We start from the raw sequence: 22,519 nt of genomic DNA on the forward strand, positions 1-22,519 counted from the left end.
ATATGTAAATCCGACGAAACATTCTTGCGCAACATCATCATCGATGAAATAAATTCATTTTTTATAGTTTTAATTTATAACGAAATAGAATTTAACCTCGCACTAAAAAACAAGATAACTCACTGTTTTAAAAAGAATCAGCAACACTCAACAAGGTAATAAAAGATCGTTTTCACCAATCAATAATTGGATATCGATCGTTCTCGCCTGGCTTATCATAAATATCACTTACGATCGGTTTGAACGATCAATAGGAATTAGTTCAATCGCCTTTGACAATGATATTTACAGGTTGTAACATTCGCCACCGTTAATAAATGGCCGTATTCTCGCGGCCCCATCAATCTACATAGAAGAAGCGGAAAATAGTCTTTCCGCCCTGGTTAATGCATTCATTGAACGAATAAAATATTGTTCTTGCACGAATGGAATTATCGTTTTTGCTTTTGGAGAAAGCTGTGATCCGGAACCTGAATTTCCGCCGTCCCATCAATACCTGCTTCCTGATAACGGCTATTGTTCTCTCGATCGCCTGCGCTTCGGTGCTGGCCATTCAGTGGCATGAGGTCAAAACGACCTCGCAACGGCAGAATTTGCGCTACCTGCAAAATCTGGCCTCCTATACCGAGAAGTATCTTGCCGGCTATGAGAGCATACTGGATGAAACCATCAGGCAGCTTGCCAGCCATACCCAGGGGAAGATTCGCGGGGATGACGTGCTCCGCCACTGGTTATTTGAACGCTACAACACCATGCCTGACACCCGTTCACTGGTTTATGCCGATCTTGAGGGGCGCTTCGTGCGCCTGCCCAACGTGGTGCTGAACGAGCACACCCAAAAAGAGCTCGATCCACGCGATAAGATCTGGTTCACCGAAGCCATTCGCGATGATTTCGATAGCACGCACTACACCAGCAGCCGGGATATTTTTGATAACGGTATCAGTACCCTCACGTTGTCAAAAGCGCTGATTAACGGCGAGGATGGGAAAAAGCTTGGCGTGCTGGCGGTGCGCCTGAATCGGGAGTCCACAACCGACATCCTCAGCTCCGCACGCTCTCCGCTACCGGGCAAGAAGTGGATCACTGATGTTAACGGTAAGCTGATAGCCAGCGAGGACGGGGCCATCAATCCGCTGGCGCTGGCCGAAGTGGCGCGCAGACAGAATCACCCGAACCCTTACTTTTACCTACCCGACACCGACAAATGGTATTTCTACAGCGCCATTGGCGATACCGACTGGATTCTGGTGCATGAGGTACACAATCGCGATTTAAACTCGCTGGTGCTCACCCGCAGCCTGAACGTCATTTACTGCCTGATCTTTGCCCTGCTGGCGCTATTGGTGTGTTGGTGGATGGTGCGGCTGTCCCTCAACGCGCTGTACATTCGTATCGCTAACGGCATCCGCAACGGTTCAATTGAACAAAAAGCCGCGGAGGTGCTGCTGTATGAAGAGATCCACAACACCAGCGTGCAGCAGGAGACGATTAAAAACGAAGCGCTAACCGATGGCTTAACCGAGCTGAAAAATCGGCGGGCTTTTGACAACGATATTGAATTCCTGCAGCAGTCCAGCGATCTACGCCTGGCGATCGTCGATATTGATAACTTCAAGGCTATCAATGACACCTACGGTCACGCGGTGGGTGATATGGTGCTCAAAACCGTATCCGATATCGGGCTACGCCTGCGCGGGCTGGATAACATTACGCTCTACCGCTACGGCGGCGAAGAGATCGCGGTGCTATTTCAGAACATGGGCATGGAGGAATCGCGAGCGTTCCTTGAGCGCTGGCGCGTCGCCTGCGAACAGCGGCGCTTCCGTGAAGCCAACCTGCGCGTAACCTTTAGCGGCGGTATCGCGACAAAAGGCACTATGAGCGTGGAAGATACGCTGATTCAGGCCGACAGACGGCTATATGAAGCCAAACACGGCGGCAAGAATCGCATCGTTGACGGCGCGGAGGCGTACGCCTGATCGTATCCGCGTTTCCCTAAAATAGCCTGCTATTAATATCGTATTTTTCTATTACGTATTTGTAGCAGGTTTTATTGTTTTATTTTTAGTAAAACACTAAACAGTGATTACAATCACACCATAAGCCGCTCCTTACCTTTCTTTTTATCAATAAGCCGATCCCTACGACAACTTTGAAACATCGTGCCAGTTATTGATAAATTGAATGTCTTTTTGTGAACGTCGTCGTCGAAATAACTTGTTACACCAATTAACCTAACATCGTTAAAGTCATTATTCGCCGTCTTTTAACCTCGGACGGTTATTACTCTTTTATTCGTATTAATGGATATTAATAAGTGTCTGGAGAAGGAACATGAAGCTGACGAAAACCCTGTTAAGTCTGTGTATTGGTTCGACGTTATTACTGACGGCGGGTTCAACCCTCGCCCAAACGCTGCGCGCCGCGGACGTCCACCCGGCAGATTATCCCAACGTGGTGGCGGTGAAGCATATGGGTGAAAAACTCAGCAGCGCCACCCAGGGACGGCTGGATATTAAAACCTTCCCCGGCGGCGTGCTGGGGGATGAAAAGCAGATGATTGAGCAGGCGCAGCTCGGCGCGATTGATATCATCCGCGTCTCCATGGCGCCGGTTGCCGCCATTCTGCCGGAGATCAACGTCTTCACTCTGCCCTATATTTTCCGTGATGAAAACCATATGCACCAGGTGCTGGACGGCATGATTGGCCAGGAAATTGGCGACCGTCTGACCGGTAACAGCAAATCGCGGCTGGTGTTCCTCGGCTGGATGGATGCCGGCACCCGTAACCTCATCACCAAACAGCCGGTCGCCAAACCGGACGATCTGAAAGGCATGAAAATTCGCGTGCAGACCAGCCCGGTGGCGCTGGATACGCTGAAGGCGATGGGCGCTAACGCCGTGGCGATGGGCACCAGCGAGGTCTTCAGCGGTATGCAGACCGGGGTGATTGACGGGACTGAAAATAACCCGCCAACGTTTGTCGCTCATAACTATTTACCGGTAGCGAAAAACTATACCTGGAGTAAACACTTTATTATTCCTGAACTGTTTTTATTCTCTAAACCAAAATGGGATAAGCTGAAAAAAGAAGATCAGGAATTAATTCTCAAGCTCGCCAAAGAAGCCCAGGCCGAACAGCGCGAGCTGTGGCAAGCCTATAACGAAAAATCTCTTGAAACCATGAAGGCCAACGGCGTTCAGTTCCATAATATCGATACCGAATATTTTTATAACGCCACTCAATCCGTGCGCGATAAATACGGTAAAGACCACCAGGATCTGATCAAGAAAATTCAGGATGTGAAGTAATACTTCAGGCGGATGATACATTCATCCGCCTGCGCCTTCGTATTAATTCGAGGTTACGATTATGGATGAACGCTATTCGTCAGCGATGGATATTATCTATCGTCTCTCCATGTGGATTGCCGGGCTGGCGCTGCTGGTCATGGTTGCTGTTATCCCCGTCGGTATTTTCGCCCGTTACGTGATGAACAGCGCGCTGTCCTGGCCGGAACCGGTGGCTATTTTATGCATGGTGACCTTTACCTTTATCGGCGCGGCGGTCAGCTATCGCGCCGGTTCGCATATTGCCGTCAGCATGGTCACCGACCGTCTGAGCGAAGGCGCGCGCCGCGTGTGCCTGATCCTCGCCGACCTGATGCTGATGGCTATTAGCCTGTTCATTCTCTGGTACGGCAGCCTGCTGTGCTACGAATTGTGGGAGCAGCCGGTGGCCGAATTCCCGCTGCTAACCGCCGGAGAAAACTACCTGCCGCTACCGATTGGTTCCGCTATCACGCTGCTGTTTATCATCGAAAAGCTGTGGCGCGGCCCGCAGTATCAGCGCCCTGTCGTCATGCTGGGCTCCACCAGTTAACTCCCCAAACACGAGAAAAGGAAAGCAGATGGACGCATTTATTCTGGTCTTTACGCTCGGCATTATGCTGGCAATTGGGGTACCGGTGGCCTTCGCGGTAGGCATCAGCGCGATTATCGGCGCCTGGTACATTGATATCCCGCTGGAAGCGGTGATGATTCAGCTCACCAACGGGGTCAACAAGTTCTCCCTGCTGGCCATCCCGTTCTTTATCCTGGCCGGGGCCATCATGGCGGAAGGCGGCATCGCTCGCCGACTGGTGAACTTTGCCTATATCTTCGTCGGCTTTATTCGCGGCGGGCTATCGCTGGTTAACATCGTGGCCTCGACCTTCTTCGGCGCCATTTCCGGATCGTCGGTCGCAGATACCGCTTCTATCGGGTCGGTGATGATTCCGGAGATGGACAAAAAAGGCTATCCGCGCGACTTTGCCGCCGCGGTCACCGCCAGCGGTTCCGTTCAGGCAATTCTGACGCCGCCCAGCCATAACTCGGTCATCTACTCGCTGGCGACCGGCGGCACTGTCTCCATCGCCGCGCTGTTTATTGCCGGTATCCTCCCCGGCCTGCTGTTGAGCTTTACCCTGATGGTGATGTGCGTCGGCTTCGCCCACAAGCGCGGCTACCCGAAAGGCGAACGCGTGCCGTTCCGTCAGGCGCTGAAGATTTTCGTCGACACCCTGTGGGGTCTGATGACCGTGGTCATCATTATGGGCGGGATCCTCTCCGGCATCTTTACCGCCACCGAGTCGGCGGCCATCGCCTGCCTGTGGTCCTTCTTCGTCACCATGTTTATCTACCGTGACTACAAATGGTCCGAGCTGCCGAAGCTGATGTACCGCACGGTTAAGACCGTCACTATCGTGATGATCCTGATCGGTTTTGCCGCCGCCTTTGGCGCGATCATGACCTACATGCAGCTGCCGGCGCGCATCACCGAGGCGTTTACCAGCATCTCCGACAACAAATACGTGATCCTGATGTGCATCAACATCATGCTGCTGCTGATCGGCACGCTGATGGACATGGCGCCGCTGATTCTGATCCTCACCCCGGTCCTGCTGCCGGTGACCAGCGCCCTGGGCATCGACCCGGTGCATTTCGGTATGATTATGCTGATTAACCTCGGCATTGGCCTGATTACGCCGCCGGTGGGTTCGGTCCTGTTCGTCGCCAGCGCGGTGAGTAAACAGAAAATTGAGCAGGTGGTGAAGGCGATGCTGCCCTTCTACGCTATCTTGTTCCTGGTGCTGATGCTTGTGACCTATATTCCCGCCATTTCGCTGTTCCTGCCGAAACTCTTCGGCGTGATGTAACGCCCCCGAGGGAGCAGAACGCCTGCTCCCTCCCCTCCGCATATAGTATGACAAATTATGTTTATTTTGTGACCTCGCGAACAACTTATGACCTTACCACTGGCTGACGGCCAATCAATCGCGTTATTTTCCCCCGCAAATAGTCATACTAATAGACAAAATACGGAGATGCTTGATGACGCTCGACCGCTCCCTGTTCCTCTCACCTTCTGATATCACCGCGCTACAGGCGCACTTTACGCGCGATACGCCGCCCGGCATCACGCTGCGCGACCAGCGCCAGCAGCTGGAAGCCTGGCTGGCGCGCCCGCAGTGGATCCCCGACCACGGTGAAGGCGGCGGCCCGGAGCATGCCCAGCACAAATACAATTACCAGATGATGGATCTCGCCGGGCTGCACTGGCTGCTGAGCGGCGACGTGCGCTACCGCGACGGGCTGCTCGCGCTGCTGCGCGGCTATGCCGACATCTATCCTACGCTGGGCAGCGCCACCAGCCGCGACAGCAACCCGCCGGGCAGGCTGTTCCATCAAACGCTCAACGAAGATATGTTTTTACTCTACGCTGCCGGGGCGTGGGCCTGCGTGAAAGGCGCGGCCAGCGCCGACGATCGCGCGCATATCGAGGAGAATCTGCTGTGTCTGATGGTGCGCGAAGCCATCACCGTCCACAGTGAGACGTTCGATATCGTCCACAACCACGGCATGTGGTCAGTGGCCGCCATCGCGCTGTGCGGCCTGGCGACCGATCACCCCGAGTGGGTGGAAATCGCCCTGCACGGCAAGCGGCGCGACGATGTCAGCGGCGGCTTTTACGCCCAGATTAATCAGCTGTTTTCTGTCGACGGCTACTATACCGAGGGGCTTTACTACCAGCGTTTCGCGCTGCGCCCCATGCTGCTGCTGGCCGCGGCGCTTGACCGCTGCCAGCCGGAGCGGGAAATCTGGACCTACCGCGACCGCCTGATCCAGCGCGCCTGCACCACCCTGTTCGAGATGGCCTTCCCGGACGGCACCCTGCCCGCGCTGAATGATGCGTCCAAAACCATGAACCTGCGCGATGAAGGCGCGCTGATGGCGGTCAGCCTGTGCCGCCAGCACTATGGCCCATCGCCTCAGCTGTCGGCCATCGCGCGCTATCAGCAGGCCTGCTGGCCGTGCCGGGGCGCGCTGCTGCTCAGTGAAGACGCGCCGGAAGAGGTCGCGCCCCGCCCTTCACAGCTGATACGCGACGGCGTCGACGGCGAGTGCGGCGCGGGCGGCATTCTGCGCGCGCAGCCCGAGGCACAGTCAGAGAGCATGGCGCTACTCTGGTGGGGCGGCCACGGCAATATTGCCGGGATGCACAGCGCCCTCAACCACGGCCATTTTGACGGCCTGCACCTGAGCTACTTCACCCGCGGGCACGAAATCCTGCAGGACTACGGTTTCGCCCGCTGGGTTAACGTCGAGCCAAAATTCGGCGGCCGCTACGTGCCGGAGAATAACGGCTACGCCAAGAAAACCGTGGCCCACAACACCGTGGTGGTGGATGAAGGTTGCCAGAATCTGGGCGATAAAGAGCGGGCGGCGGCGCGTTGTGGCCACACCCACTTCTTTAGCGGCAGCGGCCCGCATCAGGCGATGAGCGCCTTTGCCGATGACTACTGGCCAGGGGTTAACCAGCAGCGCACTGTACTGCTGCTGACGCTGCCGCAGTGCGAACGCCCGCTGCTGGTCGATCTGTTCGCGCTGTACAGCGACAATCGCCATCAGTATGACTATTGCCTGCACACGCTGGGGCAAATCATCCACTGCAGCCGCGAGCTGACGGCGGAACGCACCCGCGCGCCGCTGGGCGCATCGCAGGGCTATGAGCACCTCTGGCGCTGCGCCGCCGCCGGGCTCCCCGCCGCCGCCAGCGCGCAGTTAAGCTGGCTTTACGGCGACGGCTTCTACACGCTGACCAGCGCCATGCTGCAGCCCGGCGAGCTGATTATCGCCCGCAGCGGCGCCAGCGATCCGGCGTTCAACCTGCGCGAAGAACCCGCGTGGCTGCTACGTACCCACGCGCAAAACACGCTGTTTGCCAACGTGCTGGAGTGCCACGGCGAGTTTGACGAGTCGCGGGAAGTCTCGCGCCAGGCGCGGGGGAACGTAAGGGAGGTGGTGATTGAGGAGCACAGCGCGACGCAAACGGTGGTGGCGATCGCTTTCCATCAAGGCGAGCCCTGCCGGATAACGGTGGATAACCGCCGCGGGCACGGCGGGTTTAGCGTGGCGTAATCAGAGGCGGTGTTTACTGGCGTCCATCATACCGAGGGACGCCTGGAACGCCGCCTCCGCATCGCCGGCCATAATCGCTTTATAGATGCGCTCATGGTCGTCAAGACACATGCCGCCTTCTTTTGAGGAGTGGCTGATAAACCATTTGAACACCGTGGTCAGCACGTTGCCAAACGGCTGATAGAAGCAGTTACCGGACGACATAAAGATGATACGGTGAAAGCGCGTATCGGCATCGACCCACTGTTCGGCGTCAAAATCCTGCGCAATGCGGCACATCTCTTCCCACGTCTGGGACAGCGCAATGCACTGCTCGCGGGTGGCGTTAATCGCCGCCAGCCGCGTGGCGTGCGGCTCAATCACCCGCCGGAACTCGAGAAACTGCTGGTACATTTCCAGCGTGCCTTCCATGCCGCTCAGCCACTCCAGCAGCTGTACATCAAGAATATTCCAGTCGGTGCGGGCGCGAACGCGAGTGCCGGTTTTCGGCCGCGATTCCAGCAGGCCTTTGGACGACACCAGCTTCAGGGCCTCGCGCAGCGCGGTGCGGCTCACACCGAGCTGTTCGCACAGCTCAACTTCGGCCGGTAATACGGTGCCGGGCTGAAGCTGTCCGGAAAAGATCTTGCGGGCAATGTCGCTGGCAATCAGGCCGTCCAGGCCTCGCTGTGTCGTCGTAATCGTCGTGAAGTTCATGCTTTTGTCATACCTGAACAAGAATTATGGCTCAGTGTAACATAGCCAGGCGCGTCGATTAGCGCATCCAGCGCAATTTTATCGGGTTTTTCCGTACATTTAACCATCACTCACGCCGCCAATATCGCATTTAGTCATACTAATAAAGATCGCTTTTACGCCAGTTTGTTTAATTATCCAACGAAGATCACAAGTAACGCCGTATAAAACGCCAAACATTGAAGTGGATCGCAAAACGGCTTACGCCGATTTTATTAGTCATACTAAATGACAAATAATGCCTCATCTCCTGATACAACAAGCGAGTGTGGACAGAATGGATATCAACATTATTGTGATGGTGGTGTACTTCGTACTGATGATCGCCATCAGCTACGCGTTCAAGAAGATGGGTACCGGTTCGGCAAGCCACTACTTCCGCGGCGGCGGCAGAATGCTGTGGTGGATGGTGGGCGCGACGGCCTTCATGGCGCAGTTCAGCGCCTGGACCTTCACCGGCGCCGCCGGTCAGGCCTATCGCTACGGTTTTACGGCCATCGGCGTCTTCGCCGGTAACATTATCGGCTACATCGTCGGCTGGTGGTGGTTCGCCACCCGTTTTCGCCAGCTGCGCGTCGATACCCCTACTCAGGCCATCAGCCAGCGCTTTGGCCCAAAGAACGAACAGTTCTTCACCTGGATCCTGATTCCGCTGAGCATCCTCAACGCCGGCGTGTGGCTTAACAGCCTGGCGGTGTTCGCCAGCGCGGTCTTTAAGTATGACTTAACCCTAACGCTGTGGATCACCGGGCTGGTGGTGCTGCTGATCTCACTGCTCAGCGGATCGTGGGGCGTGGTGGCGAGCGACTTCGTGCAGACGCTGATTGTCGCCATTATTTCGGTGGTCTGCGCGGCGGTGGCGCTGTTTAAGGTCGGCGGCCCGGTCAGAATGGTCAACGACTTCCCGTCCGGCTTCTTTACCGGCCCGGACACCGGCCCGCACTACATCCTGATCCTCATCGTCTGCTTCGCCTTCTTCTTTGTGAAGCAGCTGCAAAGCTTCAACAACCTGCAGGACTCCTATCGCTACCTGAACGCCAAAGATAGCGCCAACGCCAAAAAAGCCGCGCTGTTCGCGCTCGCATTGATGTTCTTCGGCACGCTGATTTGGTTTATTCCGCCGTGGGCGACCGCCATTCTCTACCCGGACATGGCCCAGTCGCACCCGGAGCTGGGGAAAAACGCCACCGACGCCGCCTATCTGGTCTTTGCCGAGCGCGCCATGCCGCAGGGGACCGTCGGGCTGCTGATGGCCGGCCTGTTTGCCGCCACCATGTCGTCAATGGATACCGCGCTTAACCGTAACTCGGGGATTTTCGTGCGCAGCTTCTGGACACCGGTCGTCAACCGCAATGAACCCAAAAGCGAGCACTACCTGCTGCGCGTCGGCCAGACGGCGTGCATCGTCAACGGCGTGCTGGTGATTCTGGTGGCGCAGTATATGCAATCGCTGCAGGAATTGAGCCTGTTCGACCTGATGATTCAGGTGGGAACGCTGGCCTCCGCGCCGATTATCGTGCCGCTGTTCTTCGGCATGTTTATCCGCAAAACGCCGGACTGGTCGGCGTGGGGCACGGTGGTCTTTGGGCTGATTGTCTCGTACGTCATCACCCACTGGATCACGGTGAAAGACGTGAGCGACGCGCTGGCGCTGACGCTCACCAACCGCGAGCTGAAAGATCTGTCGGCGGTGTGGAATATTTTCTGTCACCTGGTGTTTACCGGCGGCTTCTTCTGCCTGTCGACCCTGTTCTACCGCGAACCGGGTAAAGCGCGCGCGTCGGTGCTCGCCACCTTCTTCAGCAACATGGAGACGCCGGTGTATGCCGACCATGAACAGGACGGCTTCGACCGCCTGCAGCGCAGCAAAATCGGCAAAATTTCACTGGCGATGGGCGTGTGCATGCTGCTGATGATCCTGATTCCAAATCCATTGTGGGGACGTCTGCTGTTCCTGCTCAGCGCTGCCGCCATCATGCTATTTGGCTACGTCCTGTGGCGCAGCGCCTCTTCTGATTCTTCAACCCAAGGGAGCAACTATGTTTACCGACCTGAAAAATAAACGCGTATTGATCACCGGGTCCAGCGCAGGTATGGGGCTGGCCGCCGCGCTAGCGTTCGCCCGCCAGGGGGCTAAAGTCGGCATCAACAGCCACGCGGCGTCGCCGGAAATTGCCGACACTCTGGACCTGCTGCGCCAGCACGGCGGCGAGGTGGAATTCTTCCAGGCCGACGTCACCCGTTCAGACGACTGCGCGCGCCTGGTGGAGGCGTTTGTCGCCCGCTTTGGCGGCCTTGACGTGTTGATAAACAACGCGGGCGGCCTTGGAGGCCGCGCCAATCTGGAGGCCATTGACGACGCGTTTTACGAGCGCGTGATGGACCTCAACGCCCGCTCGGCGCTGATGATGACCAAATTCGCCATCCCGCACCTGCGCGCCTCGGTGAAGGCCAGCGGCAAAACCAGCAGCGTAATCGGCACCGGTTCAATTGCCGCGCGCGAAGGCGGCGGCGTGGGCGCGGGAATTTATGCCGCTTCGAAGGCGTGGCTGCACGATATTCATCGTAACTGGGTAAAAGAGTTCACCGCCGACGGCATCCGCTTCAATATCGTCTCGCCGGGCACCATCGACACCGCATTTCACGACGGTAAAAGCGACGAGCTGCGGGCAAAAATCGCCGCCACGATTCCGATGGGCCGCTTCGGCTACGCCGAGGAAGTCGCGCCGGCGTTCCTGTTCTTCGCTTCCCACGCCTGTAGCGGCTATATCACCGGGCAGATTCTGGACGTTAACGGCGGCCAGATGGCGCCATAATCGGTAAAAACGCCCCTTCAGTTCATCCTGAAGGGGTATTTCTCATCAAGCAAACATCTGAAATTCGCTGAAGAATAGGTGTAATATTTATATTGCTATAGTCTGTAGGCCCTTACCAACGATATAATCCCCCCTGACGGTAAACTCGCTTATTAACCCCAATCAAACGCCAGGGAATTATGATGACCACGCAGCGTCTGGTGAGCCTGATCACGGGCGTGCTGATTATCTTAATCGTTCTGCCCATCACGCTTAGCCTCTGGCTAGCTCACCGCCAGGCCCACGAACTCTTTGACCAGGAGCTGAACGCCTACGCCGAGCGCGTGGTCGCACGTTCTGAACGCGTCAGGCAGCAGACGCGTGCGGCGCTGGAGGAGGTCAGCCGCTTTGAGGGCGAAACCTGTAGCGTGGCGCATTTGCGGATGCTGCAAAAGGTGTCCTATATCCATCAGTATGTGCAGAGCGTGTTTTACCTGGATAACGCAAGCCATCCCTGCGCGATGCTGAACAACCCGCTGGCCGAAAAAGTGCCGGGTTCCGAGTTCATCGCCCCCGGCGGCTATCAGGTCTGGCTGATCTCACGCCACGATCTGCAAACCGATGACAAAATGATGGCCGTCAGCAATGGTCACTATATGGCCGTCGTGGATCCCGACTCCTTAATCGATGTGCTGCCGCATCCTGACTACCCCATTCACGCGGCGTTAATCAGCGAAAAAGATCATCAGGTGCTCGCCAGCAACGTCCCGCTCGACCGCGATTTCTGGCTAAAAAATCTGCATTATTTTACCTCTGAACTCGAAAAAGACGGTACGGTGTACCGCCAGCAGCATCTGCCGACGGTCGGCGCGATTCTGCTCACCTGGTCATCCCAGCAGCCGCTGGAGTCCAGCCTGCACCGCCAGCTGGCCATGTGGGTACCGCTGGGCATTCTTCTGAGCGTATTCGCCGCGTTTTTGATGCTGCGCCTCCTGCGGCGGCTGCGATCGTCGCATTACCGGATTCTTGACGCGATTCAGGCGAAAGAGATAACCGTCCACTATCAGCCGGTGGTCGACCTGCAAAGCGGTCGTATCGTCGGCGCTGAAGCGCTGGCCCGCTGGCAGCAGCCGGACGGCAACTGGCTGGCGCCGGATATTTTCATCCCGCTGGCCGAACAAACGGGCGTGATTAACCAGCTCACCGAATACATTATTTGCTCGGTATTTGACGATCTCGGCGACTGGCTGGCGACGCATCCGCAGCAGCATATTTCGATTAATTTCGCCGCCGCTGACCTGTGCTCAACGCCCCTGCCTGCGCTGCTCCAGCAGAAGCTCACGCAGTGGCAGGTGGCGCCAAAACAGATTGCCATCGAAATTACCGAACGCGAACTGGTGACGCCTAAAACCGCCTGCCCGGTGATTCAGGCCTACCGGGAAATCGGTCACACTATCTATATTGATGACTTTGGCGTCGGCTATTCGAGCCTCAGCTATTTGCAGGATCTGGACGTCGACACGCTGAAAATCGATAAATCATTCGTCGATACGCTGGGGCATAATCCGGTGACCGAGCACATTATTGCGATGGCGAAATCGCTGGCGCTGACGATGGTCGCGGAGGGTATAGAAACCACCGCCCAGCGCGACTGGCTCTTAGCCCGCGGCGTGCAGTCCGGGCAAGGCTGGCTGTACAGCCCGGCGCTGCCGAAGACGGAATTTATCCACTGGGCGAACGATAACCTCCAGCAGCACCCACGCTAGTGGTGATACGCCAGGGTCTGGGCGTGAAGCGGGCCTTCGGAAAGCTTCTGGCAGCGCTGTAGCGTCTCTGTACCCGCATAGCGATAGAAAAATTCGCCGCTACGGCTGCGGTGAATAAGCCTATCGCCATTGCTAAAGCTCACCACCTCGACGCCATTTTGCGTACGATGGCCCGCCCCCACTTCGTAATGCCCCTGCCACAGTTCCGAAACATGATCGTAGACGTGAAGCGTCACTTCAATAAAGCCGCGCGAAGGGCAATTCAGATGCAATGCCGTTGAGTTAAAATTAAGCGCTAAGGCCGAGGGAGAAATAAAAACAAACGATAATAATAACAGCAGATTCTTCATTATTTCAGAACAAACAGACTCAAAATGAGACATTACGATAACGTTGCGAGGAATAATATTTATTTGCTCTGACGCAATAAAAATGAAGAAACAGCTCTCGAAAGTAAAAAATTAAATATAAGCGGAAATAAAGTTTCCGCTTATTACCTATATACAGTAATTTTATTTCCGCTCATTAATTTTCGCGGGATGATCGGTTGCAGGTTCAGCGCCACCATCAGGGAATAACCGTTGGCGCAACGTGGCGACTTCGGTTGGGTTACCTAACAGACCACGCTGCTTCAGCGCGGGGATCACCCAGCGGGCAAAATCTTCAAAGCATCCTGGCGAAAGCCACTGCGCCAGATTGATCCCGTCGGTGTCACTCTCCGCCAGCCAGCGTTCAAGCTGTGCGGCCACGCTGTCACCGCTGCCCACAAAGGTTTTTTGCCGCCCTAATCCCTGCTCGGGGTGGAAGACTTCACGCAGCGTTTTGCTCGGCTGCCCGTCCTCGCCGGTCACCATTTTCAGCAGCGAACGGTTAGAGTTAGTCTGCTGCCAGGCCAGCGGCGCATCCAGCGAATGACCGGAGAGGTCAACCCCGGTACTGGCCCCGTAGTGAATCAGCGCACCTTGTAAATCGTACCGTGCGCGCCGCTCGGCATAGCGCGCCTGCGCATCCTGTTCGCTCTCCCCGGTAATCACCGTCACCGCGCTGATAAACTTAATTGCCCCTGGGGCGCGGCCTAGCTCCGCCGCCCGCGCCTTAATCGCCGCCACCTGTCGGCGCACGCCGCTGGCGTCCAGACCGGCGACAAACACCACTTCCGCATGCCTGGCCGCAAAATCAATGCCGCGCGGCGAACCGCCGGCCTGGAAAATGACCGGCGTGCGCTGCGGGCTGGGCTCAGAAAGATGGGCATCCGGCACCGAAAACCAGCGCCCGCGATGGTTGACCGCATGGACTTTCTGCGGGTCGCTATAGATCCCCGCCGCCTTATCGCGCTTCAGCGCCGCCCGCTCCCAGGAGCGTTGCCACAATTTATAGCTCACGGTCAGAAACTCATCGGCGCGATCGTAGCGCTCATCGTGATCCATCTGTTTATCCAGCCCGAGATTGCGCGCCGCGCTCTCCAGCTGCGAGGTCACCACATTCCACGCAATGCGCCCGTTAGTCAGATGATCGAGGGTGGTAAATTTGCGCGCCAGCAGGTACGGCTGCTCATAGGTGGTGGAGACCGTGATCCCAAATCCCAGCCGCTGAGTCTGTGCCGCCATGGCGGAAACCAGCAGCAGCGGGTCAATCAGCGGCGACTGGATCCCCTGCGCCAGTGACGCCGCCGGGCTGCCCTGCCAGCTATCAATCAGCCCCAGCGCATCGGCGATAAACAGGCAATCAAATCCGTTCTCTTCCAGCAGCCTCGCCAGCCCCACCCAGTATTCAATATCGGTGTAGCGATAGCTTTGGTCCTGCGGATCGCGCCACATGCCGTAGTTGATATGGGATACCGCCGCCATCGTAAACCCACTGAGAATTATATTATTGCGCATAGTGTTTACCGGAATAAAAAGAACTGACCATAAATAAAACAATTTTTATCGACAATGATTAAATCCGGCAAACCAAAGCCAAAAACTGCAAATAAGAAAAGCAGAAAACAAAATCACAAATGCGTATTTATGCTCTTTTTTATCCAGTGCTAGTATCGCCGTCAGACCTGATACGCCTACAAAAATCTCAGGCAACTAGTTAAAACACCTGCATTTGCACATCGGACATCGCTATGAAAAATGATAAATTTGCATCCGGGATATCATTATCTCGCCGTAAGCTATTACAGCTCACCGCCATTTCCACCACATTAATTATGGGATTAGGATTACCCGGTTTATCATTTGCTGAAGATAGCGACGAAAAAGCCCGCTATGGCAAAACATTAATTATTGGCCAGGCGCTGGAGCCAACGCTTTACGATCCTAACCGTCAGTATTCTTACGAAACCTATCGGGTAGACAAGCATATTTACGAGTCGCTGGTAGCTGAAGATCTCTCGGTTCCGGCGGCGCAGGGAACGCCGCCTATCGTCCCTGGGCTGGCAACCCACTGGGAAGTCAGCGAGGACGCCACCGTCTACACCTTCCACCTGCGTGAAGGGGTAAAATTCCACGACGGTACGCCGTTCGACGCCGAAGCGGTCCGCTTTAACGTGCGCCGCTTTACCGACCCACAGTTTGAATACTTCGACGCCCGCTCGCAGGCCACCATGGCTCAGGTTTATCGCGACCTGAAAGCGATTGAGGTTATCGACCCGCTGACCGTCCGCTACACCTTCAACCAGCCTTTCCCTGATTTCCTGCGCTTCCTGCCGCAGGGCAACTGGGTTTCCGGCATTTTCAGCCCGGCGGCGCTGAAAAAATGGGGCCAGGACGGCCTGGCGGAACACCCGACCGGCACCGGGCCGTACCGCTTTGTGCTGCGGGTTCGCAACGACCGCACCGAACTGGTACGTAACGACGACTGGTGGGGGAATAAACCGTATATGGAACGGCTGATCTTCCGCCCGATTCTCGACGGCAGCACCGGCGTCAGCGCGTTACAGTCCGGCCAGGTGGATATCCTGTCACGGACCCCGACCGACGCGGTCGACCTGCTCTCGCAGAGCGGCTACACGGTGCATGACAGCACCGAAGCTAACCAGCTGTTCCTCGGTTGGAACTTTGCCAATAAATATACCCGCCAGCTGGCCGTGCGCCAGGCGGTGATCAAAGCCATCAACCGTGAAGAGCTGGTGAAGTCACTGCTGAACGGCCACGCGGTGGCGAGCTACAGCATTCTTAACCGCTCTAACGAAGCCTTCCTCGCCGAGCAGAAAGACTATACCTACGACCCGGAAGGGGCGAAAAAACTGCTGGCCGATGCGGGATACCAGCCCGGTGAAGTGAGCTTCACCATTATCACCTACGACCAGAACCAGCCGGTTATCGAGTGGATCCAGCGCGATCTCAGCAAGGTGGGCATTACCGTGAAGGTGGTGTCGCAGGAGTGGATCACCTACAGCTCGCACCTGGCCAACCTCGCCGACGACACCGGCCTATTCACCATGGAATGGGGTCTGATCACCCCGCAATGGCTAAACGTGGCGTGGAAAAACTACGTGGTTTCACGCGGTAAAGGCGAAAAGGTCATTACCGACGTCGAACCGTTGATCGCCGAGGCCAGCGTCACCACCGACCGCCAGAAGGCGCTCACGCTGTGGCACCAGGTCAATCAGCAGTTCCAGCAGCAGGCGGCGTTCGTTCCGCTGCTTGAGCTAAACCGCGTGTTCACCTCGTCGCCTGCCGTACAGGGCTTTAACGTCCCGGCGCAAAACTTCTACGACCTGACCCGCGTGTGGTTGAAGCCATGATCCGCATCATACTGCTTCGCCTGGCGCAGGCCGTACCGCTGCTGTTTGTGATCTCGCTGCTGGTATTTCTGATTGCCAAGCTGGTGCCCGGTGACCCGATCGCTAACGCGCTGGCCGGGCAGCTCTCCACCGAGGCGATTGAGCAGATCCGTCACGTGTACGGGCTGGATAAACCGGCGGCGGTGCAGTACCTGATGTGGCTGAAAAATTTGTTCAGCGGCGACTGGGGCACGTCGCTGACGCTACGCGCACCGGTGGTGGAGGTCCTGAGCGGAGCCTTCGCCAACACCGCCATTCTGACCGGGGCGGCGGTTCTGCTGTGCGTGATCCCCGGCGTGGCGGTGGGCGCGATCTGCGGCCTGTGGCAGGGAACCCGACGTGACCGTCTGGTGATGCTGCTGGTCCAGCTCGGCCACAACATTCCCATCTTCTGGCTGGCGGTGTTTTTCATCTGGCTGTTTGCCATAAAGCTGCGCTGGTTCCCGGTCTCCGGCATGTATGACATGCGTGGCGACCGCGGGCTGGGCGACCTGCTGCACCATCTGTTTTTACCGGCGCTCTCCACGGCGCTGATCTCAATGCTGATTCTCGCTCGTCAGGTACGTAACAGCGTGATTGGCATCATGAACGCTGACTACATCCGCACCTACCGGGCGCTGGGCTACCCCACCTCACTGCTGCTATGGCGGCATCTTGGGCGCAATCTGCTGGCCCCGATTGTGAGCATCACCGGGCTGCAAATTGGCTACCTGCTGAGCGGCGTCATTTTTATTGAGAAAATCTTCGCCTGGCCCGGTATCGGCACCCAGCTGTACAACGCCGCTGCGGGCCAGGACTACCCCACCATCCAGACCGGGGTGATGTTAATCGCCGCCTGTTTCCTTGCCGTCAACCTGCTGAGCGACATCCTGCAGGACTGGCTGGATCCGCGCCACGAAGGAGCCCGTTAACCATGACCCCTACCCTGTTCCTGCGTCGGCTCTCCCGACACGGGCTGGCGCTGCTCGGCCTGCTGATTCTGCTCTGCGCGCTGCTGGTCTCGCTGCTGGCCCCATGGCTGTCACCGTACGACCCGCTCGCCGCCTTCGATGGCCTGCGTCTGGCACCGCCGGGCACGCCGGGCCATCTGCTGGGCCTCGACAATCAGGGGCGTGACGTGCTGAGCCGCATCATCTGGGGCGGACGCAGCCTGCTCGCCGCCTCCGTGCTGCCGATTATCTTTGCCGCGCTGGTCAGCCTGGCGCTCGGCATGCTGGCTGGCTTTCGCGCCTCGGCCTTTTCCGAGCTGATTATGCGCAGCATGGACATGCTGTTCGCTTTCCCGATGGTGCTGCTGGCCATCGGCCTGTCGGCGGTGCTGGGCAGCGGCTATCCCACGCTCATTATTACCCTGATTTGCAGCGTCATCCCCTACCTCACCCGCGTGGTTTACCGCGATACCCGCACCGAGGTGGCGAAAGAGTATGTCGAAGCGCTGCGCGCCCAGGGGGCGTCGACTGCCGACATCCTGTTCCGCGAAATTATGCCCAACGTCGCCACGCCGCTTCTGGTTTACACCACCTCGCTGCTCGGCGGCATGGTGGTGTTCCTCGCCGGCCTGAGTTTTCTTGGCCTTGGCGTACAGCCACCCCAGGCGGATTGGGGACGCATGGTGGGTGAAGGCGCGCAGATGATGATCCTCGGTGCGCCGCATGTGGCCACCGCCCCGGCGGTGGCGATCGTTGTGCTGTCGCTGGCGTTTAACTGGCTGGGAGACGGCTTGCGCGATCTCCTTGACCCTTACCAATAAGGAGCGGCAACCATGACCCTGCTGCACATTGCCCACCTTAACGTGCTTTTCCACCGTCAGAACGTGCAGGCGGTGAACGATGTTTCCCTGACCATTGCGCCCGGCGAAGTACTGGCGCTGGCGGGTGAATCCGGCTCCGGTAAAAGCGTGACCGCCGCCGCCATTCTCGGCCTGTTACGCGCAGACCAGGTGACGGTTAGCGGCAGCATCACCTTCGACGGCCAGCCGCTGCTGCACCAGTCTACGGCACAGCTTAACCGCCTACGCGGCCACGATATCGCGATGGTATTTCAGAACTCACTCTCCACCCTCGATCCCTCATGGCGGGTGGGTAAACAGCTACAGCACAACCTGCGCCGCCTGCACCCGGCGCTGGGGCGACGCGCCCTGCGCGAAGAGGCGATCGCGTGGCTGGCGCGCATGAAGATTCGTCAGCCTGAGCAGGTGATGGCGCTGTTCCCGCATCAACTCTCCGGCGGAATGCGCCAGCGTATTCTGATTGCGCTCGCCGCCATGTGCCGCCCGCGACTGCTGATTGCCGACGAGCCCACCACCGCGCTTGATGCCACCGTCCAGCGCGAGGTGCTGCAGTTGCTCAAAGAGCTGTGCCAGCAGCAGCAGATGGCGCTGTTGATCATTACGCACGATTTCGGCGTGGTGGCGGCATTAAGCGACCGCGTTGCGGTGATGCAGCATGGGCGCATCATTGAGCAGGCTGCCACATCAGAACTTATTGCCGCACCGCAGCATCCCTATACCCAATCGCTGCTGGCGGCGGTGCCGTGGCCGAATATCTCTCCGGTCGCCGCTCGCCTCGTTGACGGCGCGCCGCTGCTGCAAACCCGCGCGCTGGGCAAAGATTTCTGGCGGCGCGAAGCGCAGGGCTGGTGGCCAAAAAAGGTGCCGGTGACGGTGGTCAACAACGTCAACCTGCGCATTCAACGTGGGGAGATTGTCGGCATTATCGGCGAGTCCGGCTCCGGAAAATCAACCCTCGCGCGGCTGTTGGCGCAGTTGATCCCGGCCGATCGCGGCGAGATGCAGTTTGCGGGTGAACCGGTGCAAACGGCAGATCCCCAGCGTGTCGCCGCCCTGCGCCGGCAGCTCCAGTGTGTATTCCAGGATAGCCTGGCCTCATTCAACCCGCGCCTGACGCTGGAAGAGCAGTTGGTCCGCCCACAGTTTCGCCTCGGCACCGCCACGCAGCGCCCGCAGGCAGTGGCTCGCGCCCAGGCGCTGTTTGGCGAAGTGGGGCTGGACGTCGCCCTGCTGCAACGTTATCCCCACCAGCTCTCCGGCGGCCAACGCCAGCGCGCCAATATTGCCCGCGCGCTGGCGGTGAATCCGCATTTTCTGCTGCTCGACGAACCCACCTCGGCGCTGGATCTCACGGTGCAGGCGCAGGTGATGACCCTGCTCACCCGTATGCATCAACAGCACGCCCTGACCTGTCTGTTCATCAGCCACAACCTGGCACTGGTGGCGCAGTTTTGCCAGCGCATTGTGGTGATGGCCCACGGCGAAGTCGTTGACGATTTCCCTCGCCACGCGCTGTACGCCACCGAGCGTCATCCGCTCACCCGGCAGTTGCTGGCCGCCAATTATCTGCTGCCACCGGGCGAGACAGAGACGGCCTTAAAACGATTTGCCTGACCAGTTTAATAAGGACATACCATGACAACCGCGAAAAAACAACTGTTATTCAATGGCTTTATGATGAACGTCGTCGGCCACGTCTCTGCCGGGCTGTGGCGACACCCCGACGACCGCGCCAGCGAGTACACCACGCTCGACTACTGGCTGCACATTGCTCACCTGCTGGATGACGCGGGTTTCGACGCGATGTTTATCGCCGACGCGCTGGGGCAGATAGACGTCTACCAGGGCAAGCCGGACGCCGCGCTGCGAACCGCCGCGCAGTCGCCGGTCAACGACCCGCTGCTGCTGGTCTCGGCGATGGCCGCCGCCACCCGTCAGCTCGGTTTTGGCATTACCGTCTCCACCACCTACGAACATCCTTACCTGCTGGCGCGCAAGTTCACCACTCTCGATCACCTGACCAAAGGCCGGATAGCGTGGAATATCGTAACCTCAGTGCTGGAGTCCGCCGCACGGAACCTCGGGCTGGAAAAACAGATGGACCACGACGAACGCTACGAGCGGGCGCAGGAGTTTCTGGAGGTGACCTACAAACTGTGGGAAGGCTCATGGGAAGACGATGCGGTACGACGCGACCGTGAGGCGGGCGTGTATACCGACCCGGCCAAAGTTCACCCGATTCGCCATCAGGGACGCTGGTTTACCGTGCCGGATGCCCACTTGGCCGAGCCCAGCCCGCAGCGCACGCCAGTGCTGTTCCAGGCCGGCACCTCGGATCGCGGACGTCTGTTCGCCGTGCAGAACGCCGAAGTGGTGTTCCTTGGCGGCACCACGCCGCAGTCCATTGCGCAGAATATCGACAAAATTCGCACCCAGGCGCATGAGCAGGGCCGTGCCGCCGACGCGATTCGTTTTATCACCGCCATCAGCGTGGTGGTGGATGAAGACGACGCCAAAGCCCACGCCAAATTCCAGGACTATCTCAGCTACGCCAGCCAGGAGGCGGCGCTGGCGCTGTTCTCCGCGTGGACCGGAGTGGACTGGTCCGGCTGGTCGCTGGATGCGCCGCTCAAATACATCGAAACCAATGCCAGCCGTTCGGCGCTGACCGGGCTGACGCGCATTGATGCCGAGCGCCAGTGGACGGTCGGTGATATCAGCAATTACATCGGCATTGGCGGCATTCATCCGACGCTGGTGGGCAGCCCGCAGAGCGTCGCCGACCAGTTAGAAGCCTTCGCCGACGCCTCCGGCGTGGACGGCTTCAACCTCGCCTACGCCATCAGCCCCGGCAGCTTTGAAGATTTTGTCCGCTGGGTGGTGCCGGAGCTGCAGGCGCGAGGCCGCATGCGCCGCGCCGATGGGTCATCCCTGACCCTGCGCGAACGCCTGCAGGGCAACGGGCAACGGCGGCTGCGTGACGATCACCCCGGCACGCGTTTCCGCCAGCTGAGCGAGAGCTATATCCAGGAGGCGCCATGAGCATTCATCTGCACTGGTATCTGCCGACCAACGGCGACAGCCGGGGGATCGTCGGCGCGGGCGACGACTCCCAGCACATCAGCGGCATCGGCGGGCAGTTCCGCCCCGCAACGCTCGATTATCTGGTGGATATCGCCCGCAGCGCCGAACGTCTGGGCTTTGAGGGCGTGTTGACGCCGACCGGCAGCTGGTGCGAAGACGCGTGGCTCAGCACCATGGCCATCAGCCAGCACACCGAACGGCTGAAATTTATCGTCGCCTTCCGCCCGGGCTTTATTTCACCGACGTTGGCGGCCCATCAGGCCGCCAGCTTCCAGCGGCTGACCGAGGGACGGCTGATGATCAATATCGTCACCGGCGGCGATCCGGTTGAGCAACGTCGCTACGGCGACCGACTGGATCACGATCAACGTTACGCCCGCAGCAGCGAGTTTATTGCCGCGTTTAAAGGCGTCAGCCACGCCAGAAATAGCGGCCAGCCGTTCGATTTTCACGGCGAGCACTATCAGCTGGAGCAGGCCACCCTACTGCCGTCGCCGTGGCCCGTGCCGCCGGTGTTCTTTGGCGGTTCCAGCCCAGCGGCCCAGCAGGTCGCCGCCGCACAGGCCGACACCTGGATTAGCTGGGGCGAGCCGCCGGAGCAGGTCGCGCCGCAGCTGGAAACCGTGCGCGCGCTGGCTGCCGCCCAGGGACGTACGCCCTCCTTCGGCATTCGCTTTCACGTCATCAGCCGCGATACCGAGGAGGAGGCCTGGCGCGAGGCCGCACGCCTGCTCAACGGCATTACACCGGAACGCATCCACAGCGCCCAGTCGCTGCTGGGACGCACCGAATCGATCGGGCAAAAGCGCATGAGCGCGCTGCTGGAGAATATTCAGGCCGAGCAGGTCAATCCGGAAAACGTACGTCTGCTGGAGGTCGCCCCCCATATCTGGAGCGGCTACGCGCTGGTACGCGGCGGCGTGGGAACCGCCATCGTCGGCAGCCATCAGCAGGTGGCGGAGAAAATCCAGGCCTTCCACGCGCTGGGCATCGAGCACTTTATTTTATCCGGCCAGCCGCATCTTGAAGAGGCTTACTGGTTCGCCGAGGGCGCAGGCGCCCTGCTTCGCCGCAGCGGACTGCTGCATTCATCACATCAACCATAAAAAAA

The 22,519-nt window shown here is 58.3% G+C and carries 17 protein-coding genes; 14 read left to right on the top strand and 3 right to left on the bottom strand.

Features of this window, described 5'->3' with window-relative positions:
• Window positions 1–458 precede the first annotated feature (458 nt).
• The 5 genes from ACK5JN_RS07725 to ACK5JN_RS07745 all read left to right on the top strand — a co-directional run bounded on the left by ACK5JN_RS07725 (window position 459) and on the right by ACK5JN_RS07745 (window position 7,464).
• Window positions 459–1,982 carry a diguanylate cyclase gene (locus ACK5JN_RS07725; protein ID WP_416869616.1) on the top strand — a complete coding sequence of 508 codons (1,524 nt, stop codon included), beginning with the start codon at window positions 459–461 and terminating at the stop codon, window positions 1,980–1,982.
• 355 nt (window positions 1,983–2,337) lie between these two features.
• Window positions 2,338–3,315, top strand: coding sequence for a TRAP transporter substrate-binding protein (locus tag ACK5JN_RS07730; protein WP_416869617.1), 978 nt, complete (start codon window positions 2,338–2,340; stop codon window positions 3,313–3,315).
• 61 nt (window positions 3,316–3,376) lie between these two features.
• Window positions 3,377–3,886, top strand: coding sequence for a TRAP transporter small permease (locus ACK5JN_RS07735; protein WP_416869618.1), 510 nt, complete (start codon window positions 3,377–3,379; stop codon window positions 3,884–3,886).
• A 28-nt stretch (window positions 3,887–3,914) separates the two neighbouring features.
• Window positions 3,915–5,201 carry a TRAP transporter large permease gene (locus tag ACK5JN_RS07740; protein ID WP_416869619.1) on the top strand — a complete coding sequence of 429 codons (1,287 nt, stop codon included), beginning with the start codon at window positions 3,915–3,917 and terminating at the stop codon, window positions 5,199–5,201.
• A gap of 175 nt (window positions 5,202–5,376) precedes the next feature.
• Window positions 5,377–7,464 carry a heparinase II/III domain-containing protein gene (locus tag ACK5JN_RS07745; RefSeq protein ID WP_416869620.1) on the top strand — a complete coding sequence of 696 codons (2,088 nt, stop codon included), beginning with the start codon at window positions 5,377–5,379 and terminating at the stop codon, window positions 7,462–7,464.
• Here the strand turns inward: ACK5JN_RS07745 and ACK5JN_RS07750 are convergent, their stop codons facing one another.
• Window positions 7,465–8,160 carry a FadR/GntR family transcriptional regulator gene (locus ACK5JN_RS07750; RefSeq protein WP_416869621.1) on the bottom strand — a complete coding sequence of 232 codons (696 nt, stop codon included), beginning with the start codon at window positions 8,158–8,160 and terminating at the stop codon, window positions 7,465–7,467.
• Between the two features lie 316 nt (window positions 8,161–8,476).
• Here ACK5JN_RS07750 and ACK5JN_RS07755 point away from each other — a divergent pair, with 316 nt between their 5' ends.
• From ACK5JN_RS07755 to ACK5JN_RS07765, 3 genes are all read left to right on the top strand, one after another.
• Window positions 8,477–10,261: a sodium:solute symporter family transporter gene (locus ACK5JN_RS07755; protein WP_416869622.1), complete on the top strand. Its 1,785-nt coding sequence runs from the start codon at window positions 8,477–8,479 to the stop codon at window positions 10,259–10,261.
• Window positions 10,239–11,015 carry an SDR family NAD(P)-dependent oxidoreductase gene (locus ACK5JN_RS07760; protein ID WP_416869623.1) on the top strand — a complete coding sequence of 259 codons (777 nt, stop codon included), beginning with the start codon at window positions 10,239–10,241 and terminating at the stop codon, window positions 11,013–11,015. The genes ACK5JN_RS07755 and ACK5JN_RS07760 overlap by 23 nt, the downstream gene beginning before the upstream one ends.
• A 179-nt stretch (window positions 11,016–11,194) precedes the next feature.
• On the top strand, window positions 11,195–12,760 hold the full coding sequence (locus tag ACK5JN_RS07765) for an EAL domain-containing protein (RefSeq protein WP_416869624.1): 1,566 nt from the start codon (window positions 11,195–11,197) through the stop codon (window positions 12,758–12,760).
• Here the strand turns inward: ACK5JN_RS07765 and ACK5JN_RS07770 are convergent.
• Window positions 12,757–12,996: a hypothetical protein gene (locus ACK5JN_RS07770; protein ID WP_416869625.1), complete on the bottom strand. Its 240-nt coding sequence runs from the start codon at window positions 12,994–12,996 to the stop codon at window positions 12,757–12,759. The genes ACK5JN_RS07765 and ACK5JN_RS07770 overlap by 4 nt on opposite strands.
• A gap of 276 nt (window positions 12,997–13,272) precedes the next feature.
• The gene (locus ACK5JN_RS07775) at window positions 13,273–14,640 is read right to left on the bottom strand and encodes an LLM class flavin-dependent oxidoreductase (RefSeq protein WP_416869626.1); all 1,368 of its coding nucleotides are present in this window, start codon (window positions 14,638–14,640) and stop codon (window positions 13,273–13,275) included.
• Window positions 14,641–14,873: 233 nt separating this feature from the next.
• Here ACK5JN_RS07775 and ACK5JN_RS07780 point away from each other — a divergent pair, with 233 nt between their 5' ends.
• Genes ACK5JN_RS07780 through ACK5JN_RS07805 form a run of 6 tightly spaced genes read left to right on the top strand, consistent with a single transcriptional unit; the run spans window position 14,874 to window position 22,514 of the window.
• On the top strand, window positions 14,874–16,496 hold the full coding sequence (locus tag ACK5JN_RS07780; RefSeq protein ID WP_416869627.1) for an ABC transporter substrate-binding protein: 1,623 nt from the start codon (window positions 14,874–14,876) through the stop codon (window positions 16,494–16,496).
• Window positions 16,493–17,446, top strand: a complete 954-nt coding sequence (locus ACK5JN_RS07785) for an ABC transporter permease (protein ID WP_416869628.1) — start codon at window positions 16,493–16,495, stop codon at window positions 17,444–17,446. The genes ACK5JN_RS07780 and ACK5JN_RS07785 overlap by 4 nt, the downstream gene beginning before the upstream one ends.
• Window positions 17,447–17,448: 2 nt before the next feature.
• Complete coding sequence (locus ACK5JN_RS07790; RefSeq protein WP_416869629.1) at window positions 17,449–18,285, top strand: ABC transporter permease; 837 nt, start codon at window positions 17,449–17,451, stop codon at window positions 18,283–18,285.
• 12 nt (window positions 18,286–18,297) lie between these two features.
• Window positions 18,298–19,938: a dipeptide ABC transporter ATP-binding protein gene (locus ACK5JN_RS07795; protein ID WP_416869630.1), complete on the top strand. Its 1,641-nt coding sequence runs from the start codon at window positions 18,298–18,300 to the stop codon at window positions 19,936–19,938.
• A gap of 21 nt (window positions 19,939–19,959) precedes the next feature.
• A complete protein-coding gene (locus tag ACK5JN_RS07800) occupies window positions 19,960–21,366 on the top strand; it encodes an LLM class flavin-dependent oxidoreductase (protein ID WP_416869631.1) in 1,407 nt (468 codons plus the stop codon).
• The gene (locus ACK5JN_RS07805) at window positions 21,363–22,514 is read left to right on the top strand and encodes an LLM class flavin-dependent oxidoreductase (RefSeq protein ID WP_416869632.1); all 1,152 of its coding nucleotides are present in this window, start codon (window positions 21,363–21,365) and stop codon (window positions 22,512–22,514) included. Before ACK5JN_RS07800 ends, ACK5JN_RS07805 begins: the two co-directional genes overlap by 4 nt.
• The last annotated feature ends 5 nt before the right edge of the window (window positions 22,515–22,519 follow it).

Source organism: Kluyvera sp., assembly GCF_047971185.1.
Lineage (GTDB): Bacteria > Pseudomonadota > Gammaproteobacteria > Enterobacterales > Enterobacteriaceae > Kluyvera.

Excerpts from the sequence above, each read along its gene's own strand:
- ACK5JN_RS07750 (WP_416869621.1), bottom strand. The coding sequence starts at position 8,160 with ATGAACTTCACGACGATTACGACGACACAGCGAGGCCTGGACGGCCTG.
- ACK5JN_RS07740 (WP_416869619.1), top strand. The coding sequence starts at position 3,915 with ATGGACGCATTTATTCTGGTCTTTACGCTCGGCATTATGCTGGCAATT.
- ACK5JN_RS07765 (WP_416869624.1), top strand. The coding sequence starts at position 11,195 with ATGATGACCACGCAGCGTCTGGTGAGCCTGATCACGGGCGTGCTGATT.
- ACK5JN_RS07745 (WP_416869620.1), top strand. The coding sequence starts at position 5,377 with ATGACGCTCGACCGCTCCCTGTTCCTCTCACCTTCTGATATCACCGCG.
- ACK5JN_RS07800 (WP_416869631.1), top strand. The coding sequence starts at position 19,960 with ATGACAACCGCGAAAAAACAACTGTTATTCAATGGCTTTATGATGAAC.
- ACK5JN_RS07730 (WP_416869617.1), top strand. The coding sequence starts at position 2,338 with ATGAAGCTGACGAAAACCCTGTTAAGTCTGTGTATTGGTTCGACGTTA.
- ACK5JN_RS07755 (WP_416869622.1), top strand. The coding sequence starts at position 8,477 with ATGGATATCAACATTATTGTGATGGTGGTGTACTTCGTACTGATGATC.
- ACK5JN_RS07780 (WP_416869627.1), top strand. The coding sequence starts at position 14,874 with ATGAAAAATGATAAATTTGCATCCGGGATATCATTATCTCGCCGTAAG.
- ACK5JN_RS07795 (WP_416869630.1), top strand. The coding sequence starts at position 18,298 with ATGACCCTGCTGCACATTGCCCACCTTAACGTGCTTTTCCACCGTCAG.
- ACK5JN_RS07785 (WP_416869628.1), top strand. The coding sequence starts at position 16,493 with ATGATCCGCATCATACTGCTTCGCCTGGCGCAGGCCGTACCGCTGCTG.
- ACK5JN_RS07805 (WP_416869632.1), top strand. The coding sequence starts at position 21,363 with ATGAGCATTCATCTGCACTGGTATCTGCCGACCAACGGCGACAGCCGG.
- ACK5JN_RS07735 (WP_416869618.1), top strand. The coding sequence starts at position 3,377 with ATGGATGAACGCTATTCGTCAGCGATGGATATTATCTATCGTCTCTCC.
- ACK5JN_RS07790 (WP_416869629.1), top strand. The coding sequence starts at position 17,449 with ATGACCCCTACCCTGTTCCTGCGTCGGCTCTCCCGACACGGGCTGGCG.
- ACK5JN_RS07775 (WP_416869626.1), bottom strand. The coding sequence starts at position 14,640 with ATGCGCAATAATATAATTCTCAGTGGGTTTACGATGGCGGCGGTATCC.
- ACK5JN_RS07760 (WP_416869623.1), top strand. The coding sequence starts at position 10,239 with ATGTTTACCGACCTGAAAAATAAACGCGTATTGATCACCGGGTCCAGC.